This is a genomic window from Kluyvera sichuanensis (assembly GCF_040930405.1).
Classification (GTDB): Bacteria; Pseudomonadota; Gammaproteobacteria; order Enterobacterales; family Enterobacteriaceae; genus Kluyvera; species Kluyvera sichuanensis.
This window is the reverse complement of sequence record NZ_CP162271.1, coordinates 4,093,429-4,113,523: the sequence shown is the minus strand read 5'-3', so window position 1 is coordinate 4,113,523 and position 20,095 is coordinate 4,093,429. Positions and strand designations below refer to the sequence as shown.

17 protein-coding genes are annotated in these 20,095 nt (G+C 56.6%); 10 read left to right on the top strand and 7 right to left on the bottom strand.

The features are described 5' to 3' along the window. The first annotated feature begins 363 nt into the window (after positions 1–363). The 3 genes from acs to actP all read left to right on the top strand — a co-directional run bounded on the left by acs (position 364) and on the right by actP (position 4,456). On the top strand, positions 364–2,322 hold the full coding sequence (acs, locus tag AB2B48_RS19715) for an acetate--CoA ligase (RefSeq protein WP_368299922.1): 1,959 nt from the start codon (positions 364–366) through the stop codon (positions 2,320–2,322). A gap of 173 nt (positions 2,323–2,495) precedes the next feature. After that, positions 2,496–2,810, top strand: a complete 315-nt coding sequence (locus tag AB2B48_RS19710) for a DUF485 domain-containing protein (protein ID WP_106928512.1) — start codon at positions 2,496–2,498, stop codon at positions 2,808–2,810. Then, positions 2,807–4,456, top strand: coding sequence for a cation/acetate symporter ActP (gene actP, locus AB2B48_RS19705; RefSeq protein ID WP_185668473.1), 1,650 nt, complete (start codon positions 2,807–2,809; stop codon positions 4,454–4,456). The genes AB2B48_RS19710 and actP overlap by 4 nt, the downstream gene beginning before the upstream one ends. Before the next feature lie 207 nt (positions 4,457–4,663). Here the strand turns inward: actP and AB2B48_RS19700 are convergent, their stop codons facing one another. Beyond that, entirely contained in the window at positions 4,664–6,229 is a 1,566-nt protein-coding gene (locus AB2B48_RS19700; RefSeq protein WP_368299919.1) for a hypothetical protein, read from the bottom strand. A gap of 47 nt (positions 6,230–6,276) precedes the next feature. On the opposite strand from AB2B48_RS19700, the gene AB2B48_RS19695 reads away from it, so the two are divergent. From AB2B48_RS19695 to AB2B48_RS19685, 3 genes are all read left to right on the top strand, one after another. Beyond that, positions 6,277–7,572 carry a Gfo/Idh/MocA family protein gene (locus tag AB2B48_RS19695; protein ID WP_368299918.1) on the top strand — a complete coding sequence of 432 codons (1,296 nt, stop codon included), beginning with the start codon at positions 6,277–6,279 and terminating at the stop codon, positions 7,570–7,572. 112 nt (positions 7,573–7,684) lie between these two features. Continuing rightward, positions 7,685–8,965 carry an ABC transporter substrate-binding protein gene (locus tag AB2B48_RS19690; RefSeq protein ID WP_368299916.1) on the top strand — a complete coding sequence of 427 codons (1,281 nt, stop codon included), beginning with the start codon at positions 7,685–7,687 and terminating at the stop codon, positions 8,963–8,965. Between the two features lie 173 nt (positions 8,966–9,138). Further along, a complete protein-coding gene (locus AB2B48_RS19685; protein ID WP_368299760.1) occupies positions 9,139–10,266 on the top strand; it encodes an integrase core domain-containing protein in 1,128 nt (375 codons plus the stop codon). A 77-nt stretch (positions 10,267–10,343) separates the two neighbouring features. On the opposite strand, the gene AB2B48_RS19680 is transcribed toward AB2B48_RS19685, so the two are convergent. After that, positions 10,344–11,033: an LrgB family protein gene (locus tag AB2B48_RS19680; protein ID WP_333497075.1), complete on the bottom strand. Its 690-nt coding sequence runs from the start codon at positions 11,031–11,033 to the stop codon at positions 10,344–10,346. After that, the gene (locus tag AB2B48_RS19675; RefSeq protein ID WP_185668468.1) at positions 11,026–11,436 is read right to left on the bottom strand and encodes a CidA/LrgA family protein; all 411 of its coding nucleotides are present in this window, start codon (positions 11,434–11,436) and stop codon (positions 11,026–11,028) included. The genes AB2B48_RS19680 and AB2B48_RS19675 overlap by 8 nt, the downstream gene beginning before the upstream one ends. Before the next feature lie 102 nt (positions 11,437–11,538). Between AB2B48_RS19675 and AB2B48_RS19670 the strand changes: the two genes are divergently transcribed. Continuing rightward, complete coding sequence (locus AB2B48_RS19670) at positions 11,539–12,423, top strand: LysR family transcriptional regulator (protein ID WP_185668467.1); 885 nt, start codon at positions 11,539–11,541, stop codon at positions 12,421–12,423. A gap of 137 nt (positions 12,424–12,560) precedes the next feature. Here the strand turns inward: AB2B48_RS19670 and AB2B48_RS19665 are convergent, their stop codons facing one another. From AB2B48_RS19665 to soxR, 3 genes are all read right to left on the bottom strand, one after another. Further along, positions 12,561–14,207, bottom strand: a complete 1,647-nt coding sequence (locus AB2B48_RS19665; RefSeq protein WP_368299915.1) for a Na+/H+ antiporter — start codon at positions 14,205–14,207, stop codon at positions 12,561–12,563. 194 nt (positions 14,208–14,401) lie between these two features. Next, on the bottom strand, positions 14,402–15,751 hold the full coding sequence (locus AB2B48_RS19660) for an NCS2 family permease (RefSeq protein ID WP_185668465.1): 1,350 nt from the start codon (positions 15,749–15,751) through the stop codon (positions 14,402–14,404). A gap of 409 nt (positions 15,752–16,160) precedes the next feature. Further along, a complete protein-coding gene (gene soxR, locus AB2B48_RS19655; protein ID WP_185668464.1) occupies positions 16,161–16,619 on the bottom strand; it encodes a redox-sensitive transcriptional activator SoxR in 459 nt (152 codons plus the stop codon). 87 nt (positions 16,620–16,706) lie between these two features. Between soxR and soxS the strand changes: the two genes are divergently transcribed. Both soxS and AB2B48_RS19645 read left to right on the top strand, forming a co-directional pair. Continuing rightward, positions 16,707–17,036 (top strand): superoxide response transcriptional regulator SoxS, encoded by a 330-nt coding sequence (soxS, locus tag AB2B48_RS19650; protein WP_185668463.1) that lies wholly within the window; start codon positions 16,707–16,709, stop codon positions 17,034–17,036. Positions 17,037–17,288: 252 nt separating this feature from the next. Further along, a complete protein-coding gene (locus tag AB2B48_RS19645) occupies positions 17,289–17,570 on the top strand; it encodes a YjcB family protein (protein WP_035895939.1) in 282 nt (93 codons plus the stop codon). A gap of 47 nt (positions 17,571–17,617) precedes the next feature. On the opposite strand, the gene AB2B48_RS19640 is transcribed toward AB2B48_RS19645, so the two are convergent. After that, positions 17,618–18,361, bottom strand: coding sequence for an IclR family transcriptional regulator (locus AB2B48_RS19640; protein WP_368299913.1), 744 nt, complete (start codon positions 18,359–18,361; stop codon positions 17,618–17,620). Positions 18,362–18,516: 155 nt separating this feature from the next. Here AB2B48_RS19640 and AB2B48_RS19635 point away from each other — a divergent pair, with 155 nt between their 5' ends. Then, positions 18,517–20,028 carry a lytic transglycosylase F gene (locus tag AB2B48_RS19635; RefSeq protein WP_317983853.1) on the top strand — a complete coding sequence of 504 codons (1,512 nt, stop codon included), beginning with the start codon at positions 18,517–18,519 and terminating at the stop codon, positions 20,026–20,028. Positions 20,029–20,095: the final 67 nt, after the last annotated feature.

Sequence of the window (20,095 nt, the reverse complement as noted above, 5' to 3'; positions counted from 1 at the left end):
ATTTGAAAGGGGGTGATTTGTGTTGCGTTTACTTTTAGAGGTTTTTAACGCGCAATATCAGTATCATCTGCACGGTGTCTCGCGCAACCCTTTCAGAACAGGGCTTTTCACTGCCTAAATCCATATTACCGCTGATTTCTACCAGTAATTATTTATAAGCTTTTGTTATAAAAAAAGAAAAAATCGGTATTTTTCTATAAATCCCCCTGCGGAATTATTTTTGTTCAAAGAATCAAATGAACGTTATTTGAACAATTCCAATATTGCGTGATCTGCCGCGCAAATAGTAAACAAAGCGTCTTCTCCCTCTGTTATTAACTTTTATGAGACATATTATTAACATCTTACAAGGAGAAAAAAAGCATGAGCCAAATTCACAAACACTCTATTCCTGCAAATATTGCAGAACGCTGCCTGATAAACCCGGAGCAATACCAGACCAAATATCACCAGTCTGTCACCAACCCGGATGCGTTCTGGGGTGAAGAGGGAAAAATCCTCGACTGGATGCAGCCTTACACCAAAGTTAAAAACACCTCCTTTGCCCCTGGCAACGTCTCCATCAAATGGTACGAAGACGGTACCCTGAACCTGGCAGCAAACTGCCTGGACCGTCATCTGGAGACCCGTGGCGACCAGACCGCCATCATCTGGGAAGGCGACGATGCCTCCCAAAGCAAACACATTACCTACCGCGAACTGCACCGCGACGTGTGTCGCTTCGCCAACACCCTGCTATCGCTGGGCGTGAAAAAGGGCGACGTGGTGGCTATCTATATGCCGATGGTGCCGGAAGCGGCGGTGGCGATGCTGGCCTGCGCCCGTATCGGTGCCATCCACTCCGTTATCTTTGGCGGCTTCTCACCGGAAGCCGTTGCCGGTCGTATCATCGACTCCAGTTCTCGTCTGGTGATCACCTCTGACGAAGGCGTTCGCGCTGGGCGCAACGTACCACTGAAGAAAAACGTCGACGACGCGCTGAAAAACCCGAACGTCAAAACCATCGAAAACGTGGTGGTGCTGAAGCGCACCGGCGGCAATATTGACTGGCATGAAGGCCGCGACCTGTGGTGGCACGACCTGATGGAAAAAGCCAGCGACCAGCATCAGCCTGCCGAGATGAACGCCGAAGATCCGCTGTTTATCCTCTATACCTCCGGTTCCACCGGTAAGCCGAAAGGCGTGCTGCACACTACCGGCGGTTACCTGGTGTACGCCGCAACGACCTTTAAATATGTCTTCGACTACCATCAGGGCGACATCTACTGGTGTACCGCCGACGTGGGCTGGGTCACCGGGCATAGCTATCTGCTGTACGGCCCGCTGGCCTGCGGCGCGACGACGCTGATGTTCGAAGGCGTGCCAAACTGGCCTACCCCGGCGCGTATGTGCCAGGTGGTGGACAAGCATAAGGTCAACATTCTCTATACCGCGCCAACGGCGATTCGTGCGCTGATGGCGGAAGGCGATAAAGCCACCGCGGGAACCGACCGCTCTTCCCTGCGCATTCTGGGTTCCGTCGGCGAGCCGATTAACCCGGAAGCCTGGGAGTGGTACTGGAAGCAGATCGGCAACGAGAAGTGCCCGGTGATGGACACCTGGTGGCAGACCGAAACCGGCGGCTTTATGATCACCCCGCTGCCGGGCGCCATCGAGTTGAAGGCCGGCTCCGCCAGCCGTCCGTTCTTCGGCGTGCAGCCCGCGCTGGTTGATAACGAAGGCCATCCGCAGGAAGGAGCGACCGAGGGTAACCTGGTGATTACCGACTCCTGGCCGGGCCAGGCGCGTACCCTGTTCGGCGACCATGAGCGCTTTGAGCAGACTTACTTCTCCACCTTCAAAAACATGTACTTCAGCGGCGACGGCGCACGTCGTGATGAAGATGGTTACTACTGGATCACCGGCCGCGTCGATGACGTGCTGAACGTCTCCGGCCACCGCTTAGGAACCGCAGAAATCGAATCGGCGCTGGTATCACACCCGAAAATTGCCGAAGCCGCCGTCGTTGGTATTCCGCACAACATTAAAGGCCAGGCGATTTACGCCTACGTCACGCTGAACCACGGCGAAGAGCCGACGCCAGCGCTGTATACCGAGGTGCGCAACTGGGTCCGTAAAGAGATTGGCCCATTGGCAACCCCGGATGTGCTGCACTGGACCGACTCGCTGCCAAAAACCCGTTCGGGCAAGATCATGCGCCGCATTCTGCGCAAGATCGCCGCTGGCGACACCAGCAACCTGGGCGATACCTCTACGCTCGCCGATCCGGGCGTGGTGGACAAACTGCTGGAAGAGAAGCAGGCCATCACGATGCCGTCATAAGGGCAGACTTCCCCCTCTCCTGTTCACCGGGAGAGGGCCGGGGTGAGGGTGCACCGCCGTACACCGCCCCTCGCCCGATCCTTTTTCCGTTCGGAGAAAGGAACAGTACGGTGTTCTGGTTCTGATTTGCACAACAAAAAACACTACGTAAAAAAACCTCTGGAGACTCTGTGATGAATGATCAAATTTGTCAGCAGATAGAAGATAGTGCGCATTTCAGGGAGCTCGTCGAAAAACGGCAACGGTTTGCCACCTTCTTATCGCTGATCATGTTAGTGGTGTACGTCGGTTTTATTTTACTCATCGCTTTTGCCCCTGGCTGGCTTGGCACGCCGCTGCATCCGGGCACTAGCGTCACGCGCGGCATCCCGATTGGGATCGGCATTATCGTCATTTCCTTCTTGTTGACCGGCGTCTACGTCTGGCGGGCCAACAATGAATTCGATCGCCTGAACAAGGCCGTACTGCGTGAGGTAAAAGCATCATGAAGAAAGTCCTGACGGCGCTGGCCGCCACACTTCCTTTCGCAGCCAACGCGGCCGATGCGATTAGCGGACACGTTGAGCGCCAGCCAACCAACTGGCAGGCGATTATCATGTTCCTGATTTTCGTCATGCTGACGCTGTACATCACCTACTGGGCCTCAAAGCGCGTACGTTCACGCAGCGATTACTACACCGCTGGCGGCAACATCACCGGTTTCCAGAACGGGCTGGCGATCGCCGGTGACTTTATGTCAGCGGCCTCGTTCCTCGGTATCTCCGCACTGGTGTACACCTCCGGCTATGACGGACTGATCTACTCGCTCGGCTTCCTCGTCGGCTGGCCAATCATTCTGTTCCTGATTGCCGAACGCCTGCGTAACCTCGGCCGCTACACCTTTGCCGACGTCGCGTCGTACCGACTGAAGCAGGGGCCAATCCGTATGCTTTCCGCCTGCGGCTCATTGGTGGTGGTCGCGTTGTACCTCATCGCCCAGATGGTGGGTGCCGGTAAGCTTATCGAACTGCTGTTCGGCCTCAACTACCACGTCGCCGTGGTGCTGGTTGGCGTGCTGATGGTGATGTACGTGCTGTTCGGCGGCATGCTCGCCACCACGTGGGTACAAATTATCAAAGCGGTGCTGCTGCTGTTCGGCGCCAGCTTCATGGCCTTTATGGTGATGAAACACGTCGGCTTTAGCTTCAATAACCTGTTCACCGAAGCGATGGCGGTACACCCGAAAGGTGCGGCCATCATGAGCCCAGGTGGGCTGGTGAAAGATCCAATATCGGCGCTGTCGTTGGGTCTCGGCCTGATGTTTGGTACTGCGGGCCTGCCACACATCCTGATGCGTTTCTTCACCGTCAGCGACGCCAGCGAAGCACGTAAGAGCGTGTTCTACGCCACCGGCTTTATGGGCTACTTCTACATCCTGACCTTTATCATCGGCTTCGGCGCGATCATGCTGGTCGGGGCGAACCCGGCGTTTAAAGACGCGGCGGGCGCGCTGATTGGCGGCAACAACATGGCGGCGGTTCACCTGGCCGATGCCGTGGGCGGTAACCTGTTCCTCGGCTTTATCTCTGCGGTCGCCTTCGCCACCATTCTGGCGGTGGTCGCCGGTCTGACGCTGGCCGGGGCTTCAGCGGTTTCTCACGACCTGTACGCCAACGTCTTTAAGAAAGGCGCAACCGAACGTGAAGAGCTGAAGGTCTCAAAAATCACCGTGCTGGTGCTGGGCGTGGTAGCGATTCTGCTGGGCATTCTGTTCGAGAATCAGAACATCGCGTTCATGGTGGGCCTGGCGTTCTCCATCGCGGCAAGCTGCAACTTCCCGATCATTCTGCTCTCTATGTACTGGTCAAGACTGACCACTCGTGGCGCCATGATTGGTGGCTGGCTTGGCCTGCTGACGGCGGTGGTACTGATGATCCTTGGCCCAACCATTTGGGTGACGATCCTCGGCCACGAGAAGGCTATCTTCCCGTATGAGTATCCGGCGCTGTTCTCTATTGCCATCGCCTTTATCGGTATCTGGTTCTTCTCTGCCACCGATAACTCCGAAGAAGGTAATCGTGAACGCGAGCAGTTCCGCGCGCAGTTCATCCGTTCGCAGACCGGTCTGGGCATCGACCAGGGCCGCGCACACTAAAATCCCCTCCCCGGCCGCCTGGTCGGGGATCACATTTTTTCCCCCTTCAGGTGACGTTTATCACGTCGCCAAAACGAAAAAAGTCGATGCGCATCACAAGCTTTATCTGCGATTCGCAAAGGCCATCACACTTTTCCCGTTTTCACGCCAATCCCCGGTTTTACCTCTACGACGTTTACAGACAACGCTCGCCGCGCTTTTTATTCTTTACTCAAGGCTTCTGGCAAAGCGGGTTAAGCGCTCCGGGCTTAACAGCAGCGGCAAGAACAGCGGGCCGCTGGCGGGCGGGTTCACCAGCCAACGTTCCAGCGTATCGGCATAACGAAGTAGCTGCTGTTGATGCTTTTGCAGCGTGTCGGCGGGCAGGCTTTGCGGGCCGTAGTGATCCAGCCACAGGGCGTCGGTCACCGCCGCCGCGACGCGAGAGAACATCTGGCTGTAGATTTCCGCGCTACGCCAGGCGGCTAGCAGCACCTCCAGCGTGTCGTCCGGGCAGGTAATTCGCGGCATCAGCTCTCGCAGATTTTGCACCGTGCGGGCCGCGAGGAAGCAGGCGGCCTCTTTTTCCAGCGTCACCCGCTCGCGCTGCTCTTTGCCAAGCGCCGGGTCGTCAGTCGGCATTAAGGGCTGCCAGGCGTGCATCCAGTTGGCGCTGCGGGTGTCCATATGCAGCAACTGCTGCGCCTGAGAGAGGCTCTCCGGGATCTGGCTTTGGTAGTGCAACCGCCGTCCGAGGAAGTTCGGCGTTTTACACAGCCAGTCGTAGCTGGCGTGGACGATGGCAGAGAGCTGATGTTTATCCTGCGTCGAGCGAAAGCCAAGCTGCTGATGCGCGGCCCAGCGTTCAAAGGCTGATGGCGCAGAGTCGTCAACCTGGTTGGCGGCAGACAGCCCAAAGAGATTAATGGCGTTGGCGGAGTCCATAACCCGGCTATCGGGCAGCCACTGCCAGCTCACGCGAGAGGTAATGGCCTCAATTTCGTTTTCGGCGGCGCTCAGCGCCCAGCTCAGGCGACCGCTGATCTCATCGGCCAGATAGCACGGCAGCGCGGTCCAGCCGTAGCCTGTACCGAAAAGATCGTACTCGATCCATTTTTTATGCCCCGGCAGCGTCGCAATGTGCGGGTGGTTAGCAAAACCGGGGTGATAGTCCAGTTCGGTGGCTTTGATAGAGGCGCGAACGTCGTCCGAGAGCCGAGCAAGAATGTTGGAAAGCTGCTGGCGCGGCCAGCTGTCATCAATAAAGTCGCGCAGCACCAGCTTTTTCCCCTGGGCGCGCAGCAGGCTCCAGACATCGTGCAGGCTCTGCTGCCAGCGAGCGGTCTGAAAGTCCGGGGTGGTCAGGCTCAGAATCATGCCGCTGAGATGTGGCAACGACGGCAATAGCGGATGCAGTATCGCGGCATAAAACTGCTGCCAGAAATCCGGCGCGCTTCTTTCGTCGAAGGTCAGTTCGGGAAATTTACGCTTAATAATGTCGTCATTAGGCGCCGCTTCCCCCTGTAGCCAGAACGAAAGGTTATTTTCCGCCAGATAACGGTCAACGCGTTTTAAATACTGCAGCGCGTAATGCTGCTGATGAATAAGGTTCTCGACGTGGAGTTTCGGACTCAACGGCGAGGGCGTCGCAAGAATGGAAAGCAGTTCCTGTTGGTGCAGGATGATGCCGGTGAAACCGTGCTGTTTCGCGCTTTTAACGCCCTGAATAAACCAGGGCCAGTGCCAGATAAAAGTGCTGTTCAGCTCCATCAATTGATGCGGAATACGTTTCATTGCGTCGCCTTGCTGATTTTGGTGTTGATATATTAATCGAGGATGTCATGAAAAAATATGCGTTGGTCGGGACTGGAGGTCGTGCAGGTTTATATATTTCCGCTATTGGTGGAACCTGGCGTAATAACGCCAAAATGGTCGCCTTTTGCGACACCAACCAGACGCGAATGAATTACGCCAATACGCTGCTGCAAAAAGAGGGAGCCGAGCCGGTATCTACCTGGAAAGCGGCGCAGTTTGAAGAGATGATCCGCGAAACCCGCCCGGACATCGTCATCGTCACCACCATGGACCGCACCCACGACGACTATATCGTTCGGGCGCTGCACGCGGGCTGCGATGTGATCACCGAAAAGCCGATGACCATCGACGAGAAGCGCGCGCTGCGTATTCTGGACGCCATCGAAGAGACCGGGCACACCGTGCGCGTGGCCTTCAACTATCGCTATGCGCCGCACCACAGCAAAGTGCGTGAACTGCTGATGCAGGGCGTGATTGGCAACGTCACCTCCGTTCACTTCGAGTGGCTGCTCAATACCGAACACGGCGCGGACTATTTCCGCCGCTGGCACCGCGAAAAACGCAACAGCGGCGGCCTGCTGGTACATAAATCGACCCACCATTTCGACCTGATGAACTTCTGGCTGGCAAGCTATCCGGAGCGCGTGTACGCCGAAGGCAGCCTGCAGTTCTACGGCAAAGAGAACGCCGAGAAGCGCGGCGTCAGCCAGTTCTACCCGCGCACCCACGGCTTTGCCGAAGCGAAGGACGACCCGTTCGCGCTGAATATGGCGGACAACGAACAGCTGAAAGCGCTGTATCTGGACGCCGAGCACGAAGATAACTACTTCCGCGACCAGAGCGTGTTCAGCGACGGCATCACCATCGAAGACACCATGTCGGTGCTGGTGAAATACCAGAACCAGGTGCAGCTCACCTACTCGCTTAACGCCTATCTGCCATGGGAAGGGCTGAACGTGGTGTTTAACGGCACCGAAGGCCGTCTGGAGATGAAGATCGTCGAGAAATCCTACGTCAACGCCGGTGGCAAACGCGAAAACGAAGGCAGCCTGGAGCAGTGTGATATCACCATCTTCCCGATGTTTGCCGAGCCGTGGAAAGCGGAATTTAACCTCGGTGAAGGCGGCCACGGCGGCGGCGATAACGCCATGCTGGCGGACCTGTTCGGCGAGCCGGGCAACGACCCGCTGCAGCGCGCTGCCGACCACCGCGCGGGGGCGATGTCTATCCTCACCGGTATTGCGGGCAACATTTCGATGCAGCAGCAGCGCCCGGTGAACTTTAAGGAGTTTGAACTGGTTTCCCGTCTGACAAAACGTTAAGCCGCATGCTTTCCGGCGCGGCAGGGAGGCTGCGCCGGAGTGACTGGTCAGTATTTTGCTGTTACTCACCTGTTTAATAACGCTATTAATGCCTCTATCCTGGAGACAAATAATGAATAAACTCGTTTCAGGTGTCATCGCATCGCTGTTATTTTCCTGTACCTCTGCCTGGGCGCAACAGCCCGTTGAATTACGCATGTCGTGGTGGGGCGGCAATAGCCGTCACCAGGCGACGCTGAAAGCGCTGGAAGCCTTCGAGAAAAAGTATCCCGATATCAAAGTGAAGGCCGAATACACCGGCTGGGACGGGCACCTCTCGCGCCTGACCACCCAGATGGCCAGCGGCACCGAGCCGGACGTGATGCAGACCAACTGGCCGTGGCTGATCATCTTCTCCAAAAACGGCGAAGGCTATTACGACCTCAATAAGCTCAAGGGCGAGCTTGATTTCAGCCAGTATCAGGCCAAAGATTTGCAGTCCACCACCGTCAAAGGCAAGCTCAACGGCCTGCCTATCTCAGTCAACGCGCCGGTCTTTTACTACAACGACGTGACCTGGCAAAAAGCCGGGCTGGCCTATCCTAAAACCTGGGACGAGTTCTTTGCCGCCGGGAAGGTATTCCAGCAGAAACTGGGCAACAACTACTATCCGTACACCATGGTCGATCAGGACGTGATCCTGCTGCTCAACGCCTACATGATGCAGAAACACCAGAAGCCGATGTTCAACAGCGACGGTAAGTTTGCCTGGGATGAGGCGCAGTGGATTGAGGCGTTCAACTTTGTGAAGCGGCTGAGCGATGACCACGTACTGCCGTCACCGAAAACGCTCTCCGCCTACGGCAAGGGCAATCTGTATGAGATGAAGCCGTGGATTAACGGCGAATGGGGCGGTCTGTTCACCTGGAACATCACCATCCGGATGTTTGCCAACAACATGACGCCACCGGCGAAACTGGTGCTCGGCGACTACGTGATGCAGCCGGGAACGGATGAGTCCGGCGTCTACTTTAAAACCTCGCAGATGTTCTCGGTGGCGAAGTCGACCAAACATCCGAAAGAGGCCGCTATGTTGCTGAATTTCCTGGTCAGCGACCCGCAGTCGGTGGAGGCATTAGGGCTGGAGCGCGGTATTCCGCTGAACAAGGCGGCAGAAACGCTGCTCACCGAAAAAGGGGTGATTGACCCGAATGACCCGGTCGTTGCCGGCTTGCGCCAGGCGCAGTCGCTGCACACCACCGCTGTCGCCACGCCGTATATTGAGGATTTGCAGGTTATCGATCAGTTTACCTCGGCCCGCGAGAAGCTGGACCTCGGTAAGCAGACGACCGCGGAAGTGGTCGCCGATTTCCGCCAGCAGGTGGAGCGGATTGTGCGGCGGTTGAACCGCTAGTTTTTCCTGATGGCGCGTCGCTTATCAGGCCTACGGGATTGCGCCCCTGTAGGCCGGGTAAGCGCAGGGTACAAACCGGGAACATAGGTAACACTTTAGACCGGATACATGGGTAACAGTTATAACAGGCATAGAAGAGGAGACTCGCTATGCCCTGGACTGAGACCCGACCTATGCAACGTCTTGATTTTATCCGTGCCAGCCACGCTGGCACGATGTCTTTCTCCGCACTCTGCCGTCTCTTCGGCATCAGTCGTAAAACGGGCTATAAATGGCTCGGGCGTTTCGACCCTTCAGAGCCTGCGACGCTTTTCGACCGCTCACGGGCGCCACTCTCACATTCCCGCACCGTCCCGCCAGATATTGCTGCCCATCTGATGGCATTACGGCAAAAACATCCTGACTGGGGACCTAAAAAACTGCGGATGTGGCTCCTTAATCATCAGGCCGACTTCCCGGTCCCGGCTGCCAGCACTATCGGCGATATCCTCAAGCGTCAGGGGATGGTTCCGGACAGAAAGCGTAGACACAGAACGCCCGGGAATCGTCAGCCGCTGACCACTATCCAGGATATTAATCAGGTCTGGAGCGCTGATTTTAAAGGGAAGTTCAGACTGCTGAGCCGGGAGTACTGCCACCCGTTTACGCTGACGGATAACCACAGCCGCTACCTTCTGAGCTGCCGGGGTAATCATCACGAGAACACCGCCTTTGCCCGACAGTGCCTCACCGACTCCTTCCTTGAGTACGGTCTGCCGGATGTGCTGCGAACCGACAACGGGCAGCCCTTTGCTGGCGTTGGGGTGGCGGGTCTCAGCCGTCTGTCGGTCTGGCTTATCAAACTGGGCATCAGGCCCGAGCGAATCAGAAAGGGGCATCCGGAGGAAAATGGTCGCCATGAGCGGATGCACCGTTCGCTGAAAAGCGCACTGAAACACGGGAATATCTTCAGAACGCTGGAAGAGCAACAGGCCTGGTTCAGTCATTACAGAGAAGAGTTCAACCAGGAGCGTCCACATGAAGCGCTGGGAGGAACCACGCCGGGTGAGGTATGGCGGCCATCATCGCGCAGCTGGGACGGTAAAGTACCTGAGTATGAATGGCCTGAAGGAGCGCGGCTGTACAGAGTGATGTCGAAGGGGGTGATACACATCGGTAAGGAGGTGTTCCTGAGCGAAGCGCTGCTGGGGGAATACATCATGCTGGAAGAAAAAGATGATGGCGTTGAGGCCATCATCTTTAACGGAATAACGCTTGCTTACTATGACCGGAAAAGCCGTAGTATTATCCGGATAGACTAGGAAAGTGTTACCTATGTTCCCGGTCTGAAGTGTTACCTATGTATCCGGTCGTACAGCAGCGCCACCCGGCAGCAGCATCAGAACATTATCCAGCCCACTAACGGCGCCACCAGCACCATCACCACGCCGGACAGCATCATCACCAGACTCGCCACCACGCCTTCCTGCGGCCCCAGCTCATAGGAGCGCGCCGTCCCGGCACCGTGCGATGCCGCGCCGAAGCCCGCGCCTTTTGCCATCCCTTCACGAATGGATAAGCGCAGGAACAGCACGTCGCCAATCGCCATGCCGAATACGCCGGTCACCACCACAAACAGCGCCACCAGCTCAGGCTGGCCGCCGAGCGACTTTGCCGCCGCCAGAGCAAACGGCGTGGTGATGGAACGCACCGCCAGGCTACGCTGGATTTCATCCGGCAGCGTAAACAGCCGTGCCAGCCACACCGAACTGGTCACCGCGACTACCGTCGCCGTGATCACCCCCGCTGACAGCGACATCCAGTGGCGTTTGATGATCGCCAGGTTGTCGTACACCGGCACCGCAAACGCAATGGTCGCCGGGCCGAGCAGCCACAGCAGCCAGTGCGCTTCGCCCATGTAGTTCTGATAGGAGATATGGCCGAACACCAGCATCAGCACCAATAACACCGGGGTCAGCACCAGCGGCATCAGCGGCAGCTTGCGAAAGCGGCGATAGAGGCGTTTGTTGGCAAAGTAGAGCACCAGCGTAATCGCCAGGCACAGCACGCTCAGCTGAAAGTTACTCATGGCGCATCCGCTTCAGTTCGTAGCGATAAACCTTATCGACCACCCATGCGGTCGCCGCCAGCACCATCATCGTGCTCAGCGCAATCACCACAAAAATCCGCCAGCCGTCGACCATCAGCAATTGGGCATAGTTCACCACCGCCACCACTGCCGGCACAAAGAACAGCAGCATTTCCGCCAGCAGCCAGCGCGACCCGGCGCGAACCCATTTCAGCGGCACGATATGGCAGACAATCAGCGCCAACAGCAGCACCATGCCCACCAGATTAGCGGGCAGCGGCAGATGCCACCGGTTCACCAGATAGTCAGCAAACACAAACAGACCTGCGTACAGCACAACCTGCACCGGAACCTGAAGACGGTTTAAAACGGAGGGCACAACGCGCCCTAAGGCCTCAGCCATGGAGGGATGTCCAGAAAAAATGAGAGAGGCACAGTATAGTGAGACAACGATGATGACAAAAATGAATTAAACTCATCGGTAGCATAGTTAAGAGGCATAATCATGGACATCAGAACGCTGCGCTACTTTGTCGAAGTCGTTCGTCAGCAGAGCTTTACCCGCGCGGCGGAGAAGCTCTTCGTGACGCAACCCACCATCAGTAAGATGCTCAAAAATCTGGAAGATGAGCTGAACTGCACCCTGCTCATTCGCGACGGCCGTAAGCTGTTGATGACCGATACCGGGCAGGTGGTGTTCGATCGCGGGCTGGCTATCCTCGACGAATTTCGCCAGCTGGAGGCCGAGCTTAGCGACATTAACCATCTCAACAAAGGCGTGCTGCGCCTCGGTATTCCACCGATGGTTGGCATGCTGATGGCCGGGCCCATTAGCCTGTTTCGCCAGCGCTATCCCGGCGTGGAGCTGAAAATTTCCGAAGGCGGCGGCCTGACCGTGCAGCAGGCGGTAATGAACGGCGAGCTGGATCTGGCGATGACGGCGCTGCCGGTGGAAGAAGAGAGCGCACTGACTACCCGGCTCTTGTTCAGTCACCCCCTTTGCGTACTGGTGCCGCGCTCCGGCGACTGGCTGGAACAGACCTCGGTTTCACCACAGCAGCTCGCCGCGCATCCTTTGCTTATCTACAACGAAGATTTCGCCCTTAGCCGCCAGCTGATGCAGCTGTTTGCGCGTCATAACGTCAAGCCGCGCATTGCGGTGCGAAGCGGACAATGGGATTTTCTCGCCGCGATGGTGCAGGCGGGCGTTGGCGTGGCAATTTTGCCGGAGCCGATTTGCCGCAGGCTCGATGAGAAAACCCTGCGATGGCTGCCGCTGGAGAGCGATCTGCGCTGGCAGTTAGGGATGATTTGGCGCGAAGGGGTCTATTTGTCTCACAGCGCCCAGGCGTGGCTGAAGTGCTGCGAGGGGTTTAAGGTGCCGGAGTAGAAGTTTAGGCACGGTGCGCCCCCTCTCCCTTTTTAAGGGAGAGGGTTGGGGTGAGGGTTTATGCTCGGCGCCATCCCCTCACCCTAGCCCTCTCCCCATGGGGGAGAGGGAACTGATCGGCACACGCTTTATCCGTATTACGCATCTTCAATCAACAGCGCTTCCAGCAGGTCGAGGTCGTGCAGCAGTTTCTGCAAAGTCTCGTTGCTGATCTGGCGCGTCGCACGCAGGTGGTACAGCTCCCCGCGCTCGGAACGCAGCGCCGCCAGGCGGAAGCGGCGTTCAAGCTGCTCTTCCAGCATTGAGGTTTCTACATCGTTACGCCCATCGACGCGGCGACGCAGGTTACCAATCACGCGTGAACTGACCTCGGTCAGCAGTTGGTTATCGATATTCTCGGTGGTATCCGCGGCAAGACGCTCTTCCATTTTCTGGATGGCGACAATCGCCACGTCAGCCGTTGCGGCCCGCGCCAGGCGCTCTTCTTTACGCTGCTGGACGTTATCGCCCGACTCAATATGACGCAGCAGAATCGGCAGAGCGATCACCCCGACAAACAGCGAGAACAGAATCACGCCCGCAGCCAGGAAGATCAGCTCATAGCGCGCCGGGAAGGCGTCGCCTGAAGGCAGTAGCAGCGGGATGGAGAGCACACCGGCAAGGGTAATCGCCCCGCGCACACCGGCTACGGAGGAGATCAGCAGCTCGCGGGTGGTCCATGAACCAAACTCCATCGGTTTCTTTTTCAGGAAGCGCTGGCTCAGCTTGCGCATCGTCCACAGCCAGCCAAAACGCACCAGCATCAGCGCCGCGTAAATCAGGATGATATCGGTAAACAGCATCCAGGTTTCAACGTTCGGGTCGGCCTCTGCCGCTACCAGCGAGCTTTCGAGAATCTCTGGCAGTTGTAGACCCAACAGCAAGAACACCATGCCGTTAAACACAAACTCCAGCATCGCCCAGGTACTGTTGGCACGCAGGCGCATCGCCAGCGGCGCGGTGCGCATCACGCCGGAACGGGTGATGGTCATCCCGGCCGCTACCGCCGCGAGGATACCGGACACCCCGATATGTTCGGCGATCAGGTAAGAGGCGAACGGCAGAAGGAACAGCAGCACAATCTGCGTGGCGGGTTCATCACCGCCCCAGCGGCTGAGGAAGCGCATTGAGCGACCGTACGACCAGCTGACCACAAAGCCCGCCAGGATGCCGCCAATCGCCACTTTGAGGAATTCCACCGTGGCGCCACCGACGGTAAACACCATCGTGCCCATCGCTACCGCGACGGCAAACTTCAGCGACACCAGGCCAGAGGCGTCGTTCATCAGCGCCTCGCCCTGCAGAATCCCCATGATTTTTTTCGGGATGCGCCCTTCCCCGACAATCCCGGAGAGCGCCACGGCATCGGTCGGAGACAGCACGGCAGCCAGCGCAAAGGCTGGAATCAGCGGAATACCCGGCACAATCCAGTAGATCAGGAAGCCAATCCCCACTACCGTCACCAGCACTAACGCCAGCGCCAGCCCGAGGATCTCTCGCCCATGCTCAATAAACTCACGGGTCGGCGTTTTCCAGCCGTCGGCAAACAGCAGCGGCGGGATAAACAGAACGAGGAACAGTTCCGGGTCAAATTCAACGTGCAAACCAAACGTCGGCCACGCCAGCAGCGCGCCGATGGCGATTTGCATTAATGGAAGTGGGATCTGGAAGGGCATTACGCGCGTAACCACCCCGGAGAGCGAAACCACAAGGGTCATGATGAGTATGGTAAAGAATATTTCCATGCGTTCCCTGTTTACAGCGTTGTCTTATTATTCAAAACATGAAGCGTCGTGCTTCCGAGTTTACGTTACCCAGATTAACGCAAAAGGAAACGAGAGGTGGCTGAAAATAGAAAAAAAGTCCGGACGCGTAGCCCGGCCAAGCCACAAATAAAAAACCCGCCATCAGGCGGGTTTTTTGTACGGCAGTGGCGAGATTAAATCGCCCAACCGCCCGCATAGAACACCACCAGCGCCGCCGCAATAATCACGGTGCCGATGTTCAGCTTACGCCATTCGCCAGAAACCACGCGGCCAATCACCAGGGTCGCGAAGCCAATCATGATGCCGGTAACGATGTTACAGGTCAGCACGATCATCACAGCGGTGATAAGCCCGGACATCGCGTCAACAAAGTCGTTAAAGTCGATGCGCGCCACGTTGCTCAGCATCAGCAGGCCGACGTACATCAGCGCTGGTGCGGTGGCATAGCCTGGAACCAGGTAAGAGAGCGGAGAGAGGAACAGAATCAGCAGGAACAGGATGCCGACGGTGATCGCCGTTAAACCCGTTTTACCGCCTGCCGCCGTACCCGCTGCGGATTCGATATAGACCGCTGCCGGGGATGCGCCCACAACTGCCGAGAACACGCTGCTCAGGGAGTCAGTGGTCAGCGCTTTGCCGCCATTGATGATCTGGCCGTCTTTATCCAACAGGTTTGCCTGACCGGCTACCGCACGGATAGTCCCGGTGGCGTCAAACACCGCGGTCATCACCAGCGCCAGCACGCTTGGCAGCACAACCGGATTCAGCGCGCCCATAATATCAAGGCTGCCGATCAGCGAGTTGCCTTTGTCATCGCTCAGCGATGGCATGGCGAACACGCCGGAGAAGTGCACGTTTGGATCGAAAATCAGGCCGACGATGGAGACACCGATGATGGTCAGCAGAATGCCGCCCGGTACCTTCAGTTTCTCCAGACCGATGATCATCGCCAGACCGACCAGCGTCATAATGACCGGGAAGCTATCGAACTGACCCAGCGCAACCGGCAGGCCGTCCAGTGGGTTTTTCACTACCATGCCAACGCCGTTCGCGGCGATCAGCAGCAGGAACAGGCCGATACCAATGCCCGTACCGTGCGCAATGCCCTGCGGCAGATTGCGCAAAATCCAGCTACGGATACCGGAGGCAGAAATGATGGTAAACAGTACACCCATCAGGAATACCGCGCCCAGCGCAACCGGAATACTGATGTGCTGGCCCAGCACCAGGCTGAAAGCGGTGAAGGCGGTCAGTGAGATTGCACAGCCGATCGCCAGCGGCAGGTTTGCCCACAGGCCCATCACGATAGAACCGACACCGGCCACCAGGCAGGTCGCCACAAAGACCGCTGCCGGTGGGAAACCGGCTTTACCCAGCATGCCCGGCACCACGATCACCGAGTAAACCATCGCCAGGAAGGTAGTGAGACCGGCGACAATCTCCTGACGAACGGAGCTACCACGTGCAGAAATTTTAAACCAGGCGTCTAACGAACCGCCGGTACGCGCTGAAGGCGTAGACATAGAAAACATCCCCTGAGAGTTTTTATCATTCGTTCGTCTGCGTGGTGGAACATCCACTTCCAGCTAAGCGTCATCTCCATGTGCTACTTGCGGCAATAGGGGAGCCACAAAAAAGCAAACGATTAACTCCGCGCAGACAAAACGATATTCGGAATTCCTTACCCTCGGCGTGTGCGAGATAAGGTTGGCCCGCTCATTTTCGGCGTAAGATGCGTCCGAAATTTGAAGGCAAACGATTATCTGGCTTTTATGCCCCTTTTTTCAACAGAAGTTTGCCCTGGTTTATGAAAATTAACGAATGCCGATGAAGAATTGCTCAACCCATGCGCAAACGTTATCGTCCATGCGCAATCCGGCAACATTTCTATGGCAAAAATGTCGCAATTTTCCGGAGAGGAATGCATAAGGATTATTCTTCTTCCAGCAAACGCGCCCCGGTCCCTTCTTCCCCCAGTTTATCGCCGGGGTTACGCAGCGGGCAGTCGCGCAACGACATACAGCCGCAGCCGATGCAGCCGTCAAGCTGGTCACGCAGCGCCTCCATGGCGTGAATGCGTTTATCCAGCTCTTCGCGCCACTGGGTAGTGAGATGCTTCCAGTCTTTTGGCCCGAGGGTATGGTTTTCCGGCAGCACGCTGAACGAGTCGCCGATAGTCGCCAGCGGAATGCCGAGGCGCTGGGCAATTTTAATGATCGCCACATAGCGCAGCACGTCGCGCTTATAGCGCCGCTGATTGCCACTGTTGCGTGTGCTGTGGATCAGCCCTTTGCTTTCATAAAAATGTAACGCAGAGACCGCAACCCCAGTTCGTTTCGCTACTTCGCCGGGTGATAACAGCGTTTTTATGCGCGTCGTCTTTTTTTCCATAATCCGCTTTACCTCAAGTTAACTTGAGGAATTATACTCGCCGACAGAACAGAAATCGACGCAAAAATAGACAACGGGGAGAGCCTTATGTCCCATCGGGAAATTATTCAAACGCTAATTGAATGGATAGATGAACATATCGATCAACCGCTTAATATCGACATCGTGGCCCGTAAGTCCGGCTACTCGAAGTGGTATCTGCAAAGAATGTTCCGCACCGTGATGCATCAGACGCTGGGTGACTACATCCGCCAGCGACGCCTGCTGCTTGCCGCAGAGGCGCTACGCACCACCCAGCGGCCTATCTTTGATATCGCCATGGATCTCGGCTACGTTTCGCAACAGACCTTCTCACGCGTATTCCGCCGCGAGTTTGACCGCACGCCGACGGACTACCGCCACCAGATCTCCGCTTAATCCGCATTCAGGCTGCTGCACCGCGTGTGGCGGCCTTACCCATGCTTACAGGATGGTTATTGGATTGACAAAAATCCTGCGTTTACCTCTGGTGAATAAAACAACAAACGTGATATAGTTCACATAACGAGATGAAACAGAAACACTGTTTCACTCAATTTGTGAATGCCTTCAGATAGCCAGAGCGCCCAGTGCCTCATTACACAAGTGCTGTCAGGGCAGCTTGTTGTTTATCTCTGAGGAAAAGGTCCCATGCTTTCACTTACCGCAGGCGTTACGCTGTTACGCTGGCCGTTAACCAGCGCCGTGCTGATGTTCGTTGCTAGTACCCTGAAAATCAAACTCCGTAAAGCCGACTACATCGGCCTGGGCGCTATTTGCAGCATGCTGGGTCTTGCGGCCGCCTGCTGGTTTGCCACCAGCCTGTTAGGGATTACTCTGGTCGAGATTTCCACTATCTTTAACAATATCAAAGATGTGATGGTTGAAGTGATGAGCCAGACGCCGCCAGAATGGCCGGTCGCGCTCTATTAATTGCAGAAAACCCCGCCACGGCGGGGTTTTTTATTGTCTGAATGCGGCTATTCCCCGTCTAAGGCCAACGCAATACGCCGGGCCGCTTTTTTAAGTTTGTCCTGCCACTCCCCCACGTTGCTTTGCGCAAAATGTTGAGTCGATGAGACCAGCGCCAGCGCGGCGCAGTGCTCTTTTGGCGCAAAACGCAGCGGCACCGACAGCGATGACACCCCCGCCGCCAACTCTTCATCCGCCCGGTAGCACCCCGCTTTGCGAATTTGCAGCATCCGTTTCAGGAACGCCTCTTCCGTGTCGCCTAATCCTGCCCTCAGCACCTCTTCACGAAAGCGTTCGTACAGCCCACGCTGCTGCTTCGAGGTTTGGTTGGCGATAACCACTTTTGGCGCGCTGCCGGAAAACATCGGGCGCGGACGGCCTCGGCCGTAAATCAACGCAATGTCCTGAGTCGAGGACTCGTGATGCAGGTCGAGAAACACATCGCCATCAAGCCTGGAGAGCGTGCAATGACAACCCGTCTGCTTCACTAGCTCACGCATCTGCGGGATGCTGGCTGCCAGCAGCGGGTCGGTGCTGCGGATGACATAATCCAGCAGGGTGATGCGTGGCCCCAGCGCATAATAGCCACCGTTAAAGCGCTGCAGCAGGCCAGTGTGCATCAGCTCTTTCAGGTAGCGATAGCCGGTGGGCGTGGAGCATCCCAGCGCTTCCACGATACGGTCGGCTTCCCACACGGGGCGTTCTGCAGTGAACAGGTCAAGTACCGACAGCATCCGATTCAGGCTGGTCATTATGTCTCTCCATGGCACAAAATGTGCATTGTAGCCGTTGCCATCGATGCTAACCAGATAGCGGCCTCCGACGGCCTGAAAAAGCCATACTCCTGCCAGGTTTTTTAGCCATCTTCTACTAAAATTGACGGATGCGCCTTGCGGAGTGCCGCACCATGAACGCCATCCCTTTTCATCGCCTCATTACCGTCTGTTTAAGCGCCCTGCTGCTGTCCACCCCGGCTTATGCCGCCCCCAAACCGGATGAACAAAGCGATGCGCTGGAAGTGAATATCGAAAGCATCATGCAGCCGTGGAAAGGCGACCTGCCCGGCATGCTTGACCGTCGCGTGATTCGCGTTTTAACCACTTACAGTAAAACCTTCTTTTTTATCGACAAAGGACAGCAGCGCGGCGCGACGCACGATATTTTCGCCGCCTTTGAGCGCAGCCTGAACGCACAGCTAGCAAAGGATAAGAAGCTTAAGCAGAAGCATCTGAAGGTGCGGATTATTTTTGTGCCGGTGACCCGCGATAACCTGTTTACCGCGCTCAACGAGGGAAAAGGCGATATCGCCGCCGCTAACCTGACCATCACACCGTCCCGCCAGCAGGCGGTTGCCTTTACTGATCCTATCTATAACGATATCAAGGAGCTGCTGATTTCCGGCCCCGCGTCACCGCAGGTTAACAACCTGGATGACCTTTCCGGAAAAACGGTGTTTGTGCGTAAATCGTCGAGCTATTACGAGAGCCTGACCGCGCTCAACGCGCAGTTCGTCAAAGCGGCAAAACCACCGGTCATCATCAAAGCCGCCCCGGAGGCGTTGGAGGATGAAGATCTGCTGGAGATGCTCAACGCCGGGCTGATCCCGCTGACGGTGGTTGATCATCACAAGGCGGTTTTCTGGCAGCAGGTCTTCCCCAAAATTCAGGTGCATGAGGATGTGGTGCTGCGCGATAACGGCAGCATCGCCTGGGCGGTGCGCAAAGATAATCCCAAGCTCCTCACTGAGCTTAACGGCTTTGTGAAAGAGAACCGCCAGGGCAGCACGCTGGGCAATACGCTGCTGCTACGCTACCTGAAAAGTGCGAAATACGTAAAGAACGCGGCGGCGGAAAAAGAACGACGTAAATTTCTGAAAATGGTGGAGGTGTTCAGGAAATATGGCGATCGCTATGACGTTGACTGGCTGCTGATGGCGGCGCAGGGCTACCAGGAATCGCGGTTAAATCAATCGGTGCGCAGCCACGTCGGGGCCATCGGCGTGATGCAGGTGATGCCGAAAACTGGCAAGGAGCTGAAGGTCGGCGATATCAAACAGCTCGACCCCAATATTCACGCCGGGGTGAAGTATATGCGCTGGATGATCGACCGCTACTACGGCGACGAACCGATGACACAGCTGGATAAGGCACTGTTTTCGTTTGCCTCTTATAACGCGGGGCCGGCACGGATTGCGCGTTTACGGGTAGAGACGCAGAAGCGCGGTTTTGATCCGAACGTCTGGTTTGGCAACGTCGAGAATCTGGCCGCTGAGAAGATAGGTGCGGAGACGGTGACCTACGTTGGCAATATTTATAAGTATTACATTGCCTATCGGCTGGTGCTGGATGAGATCAACCGCAAGCGGGCGGCGACCGGGAAGCCGCCGATTATTCCGGCGAGCGATAAGGCGCAGCAGTAGGCTCCGGGTCTCCCCGGGGTCGGCGTGAACGCCTCGCCCGGGCTACGATGCCATCAACGCAATCCCA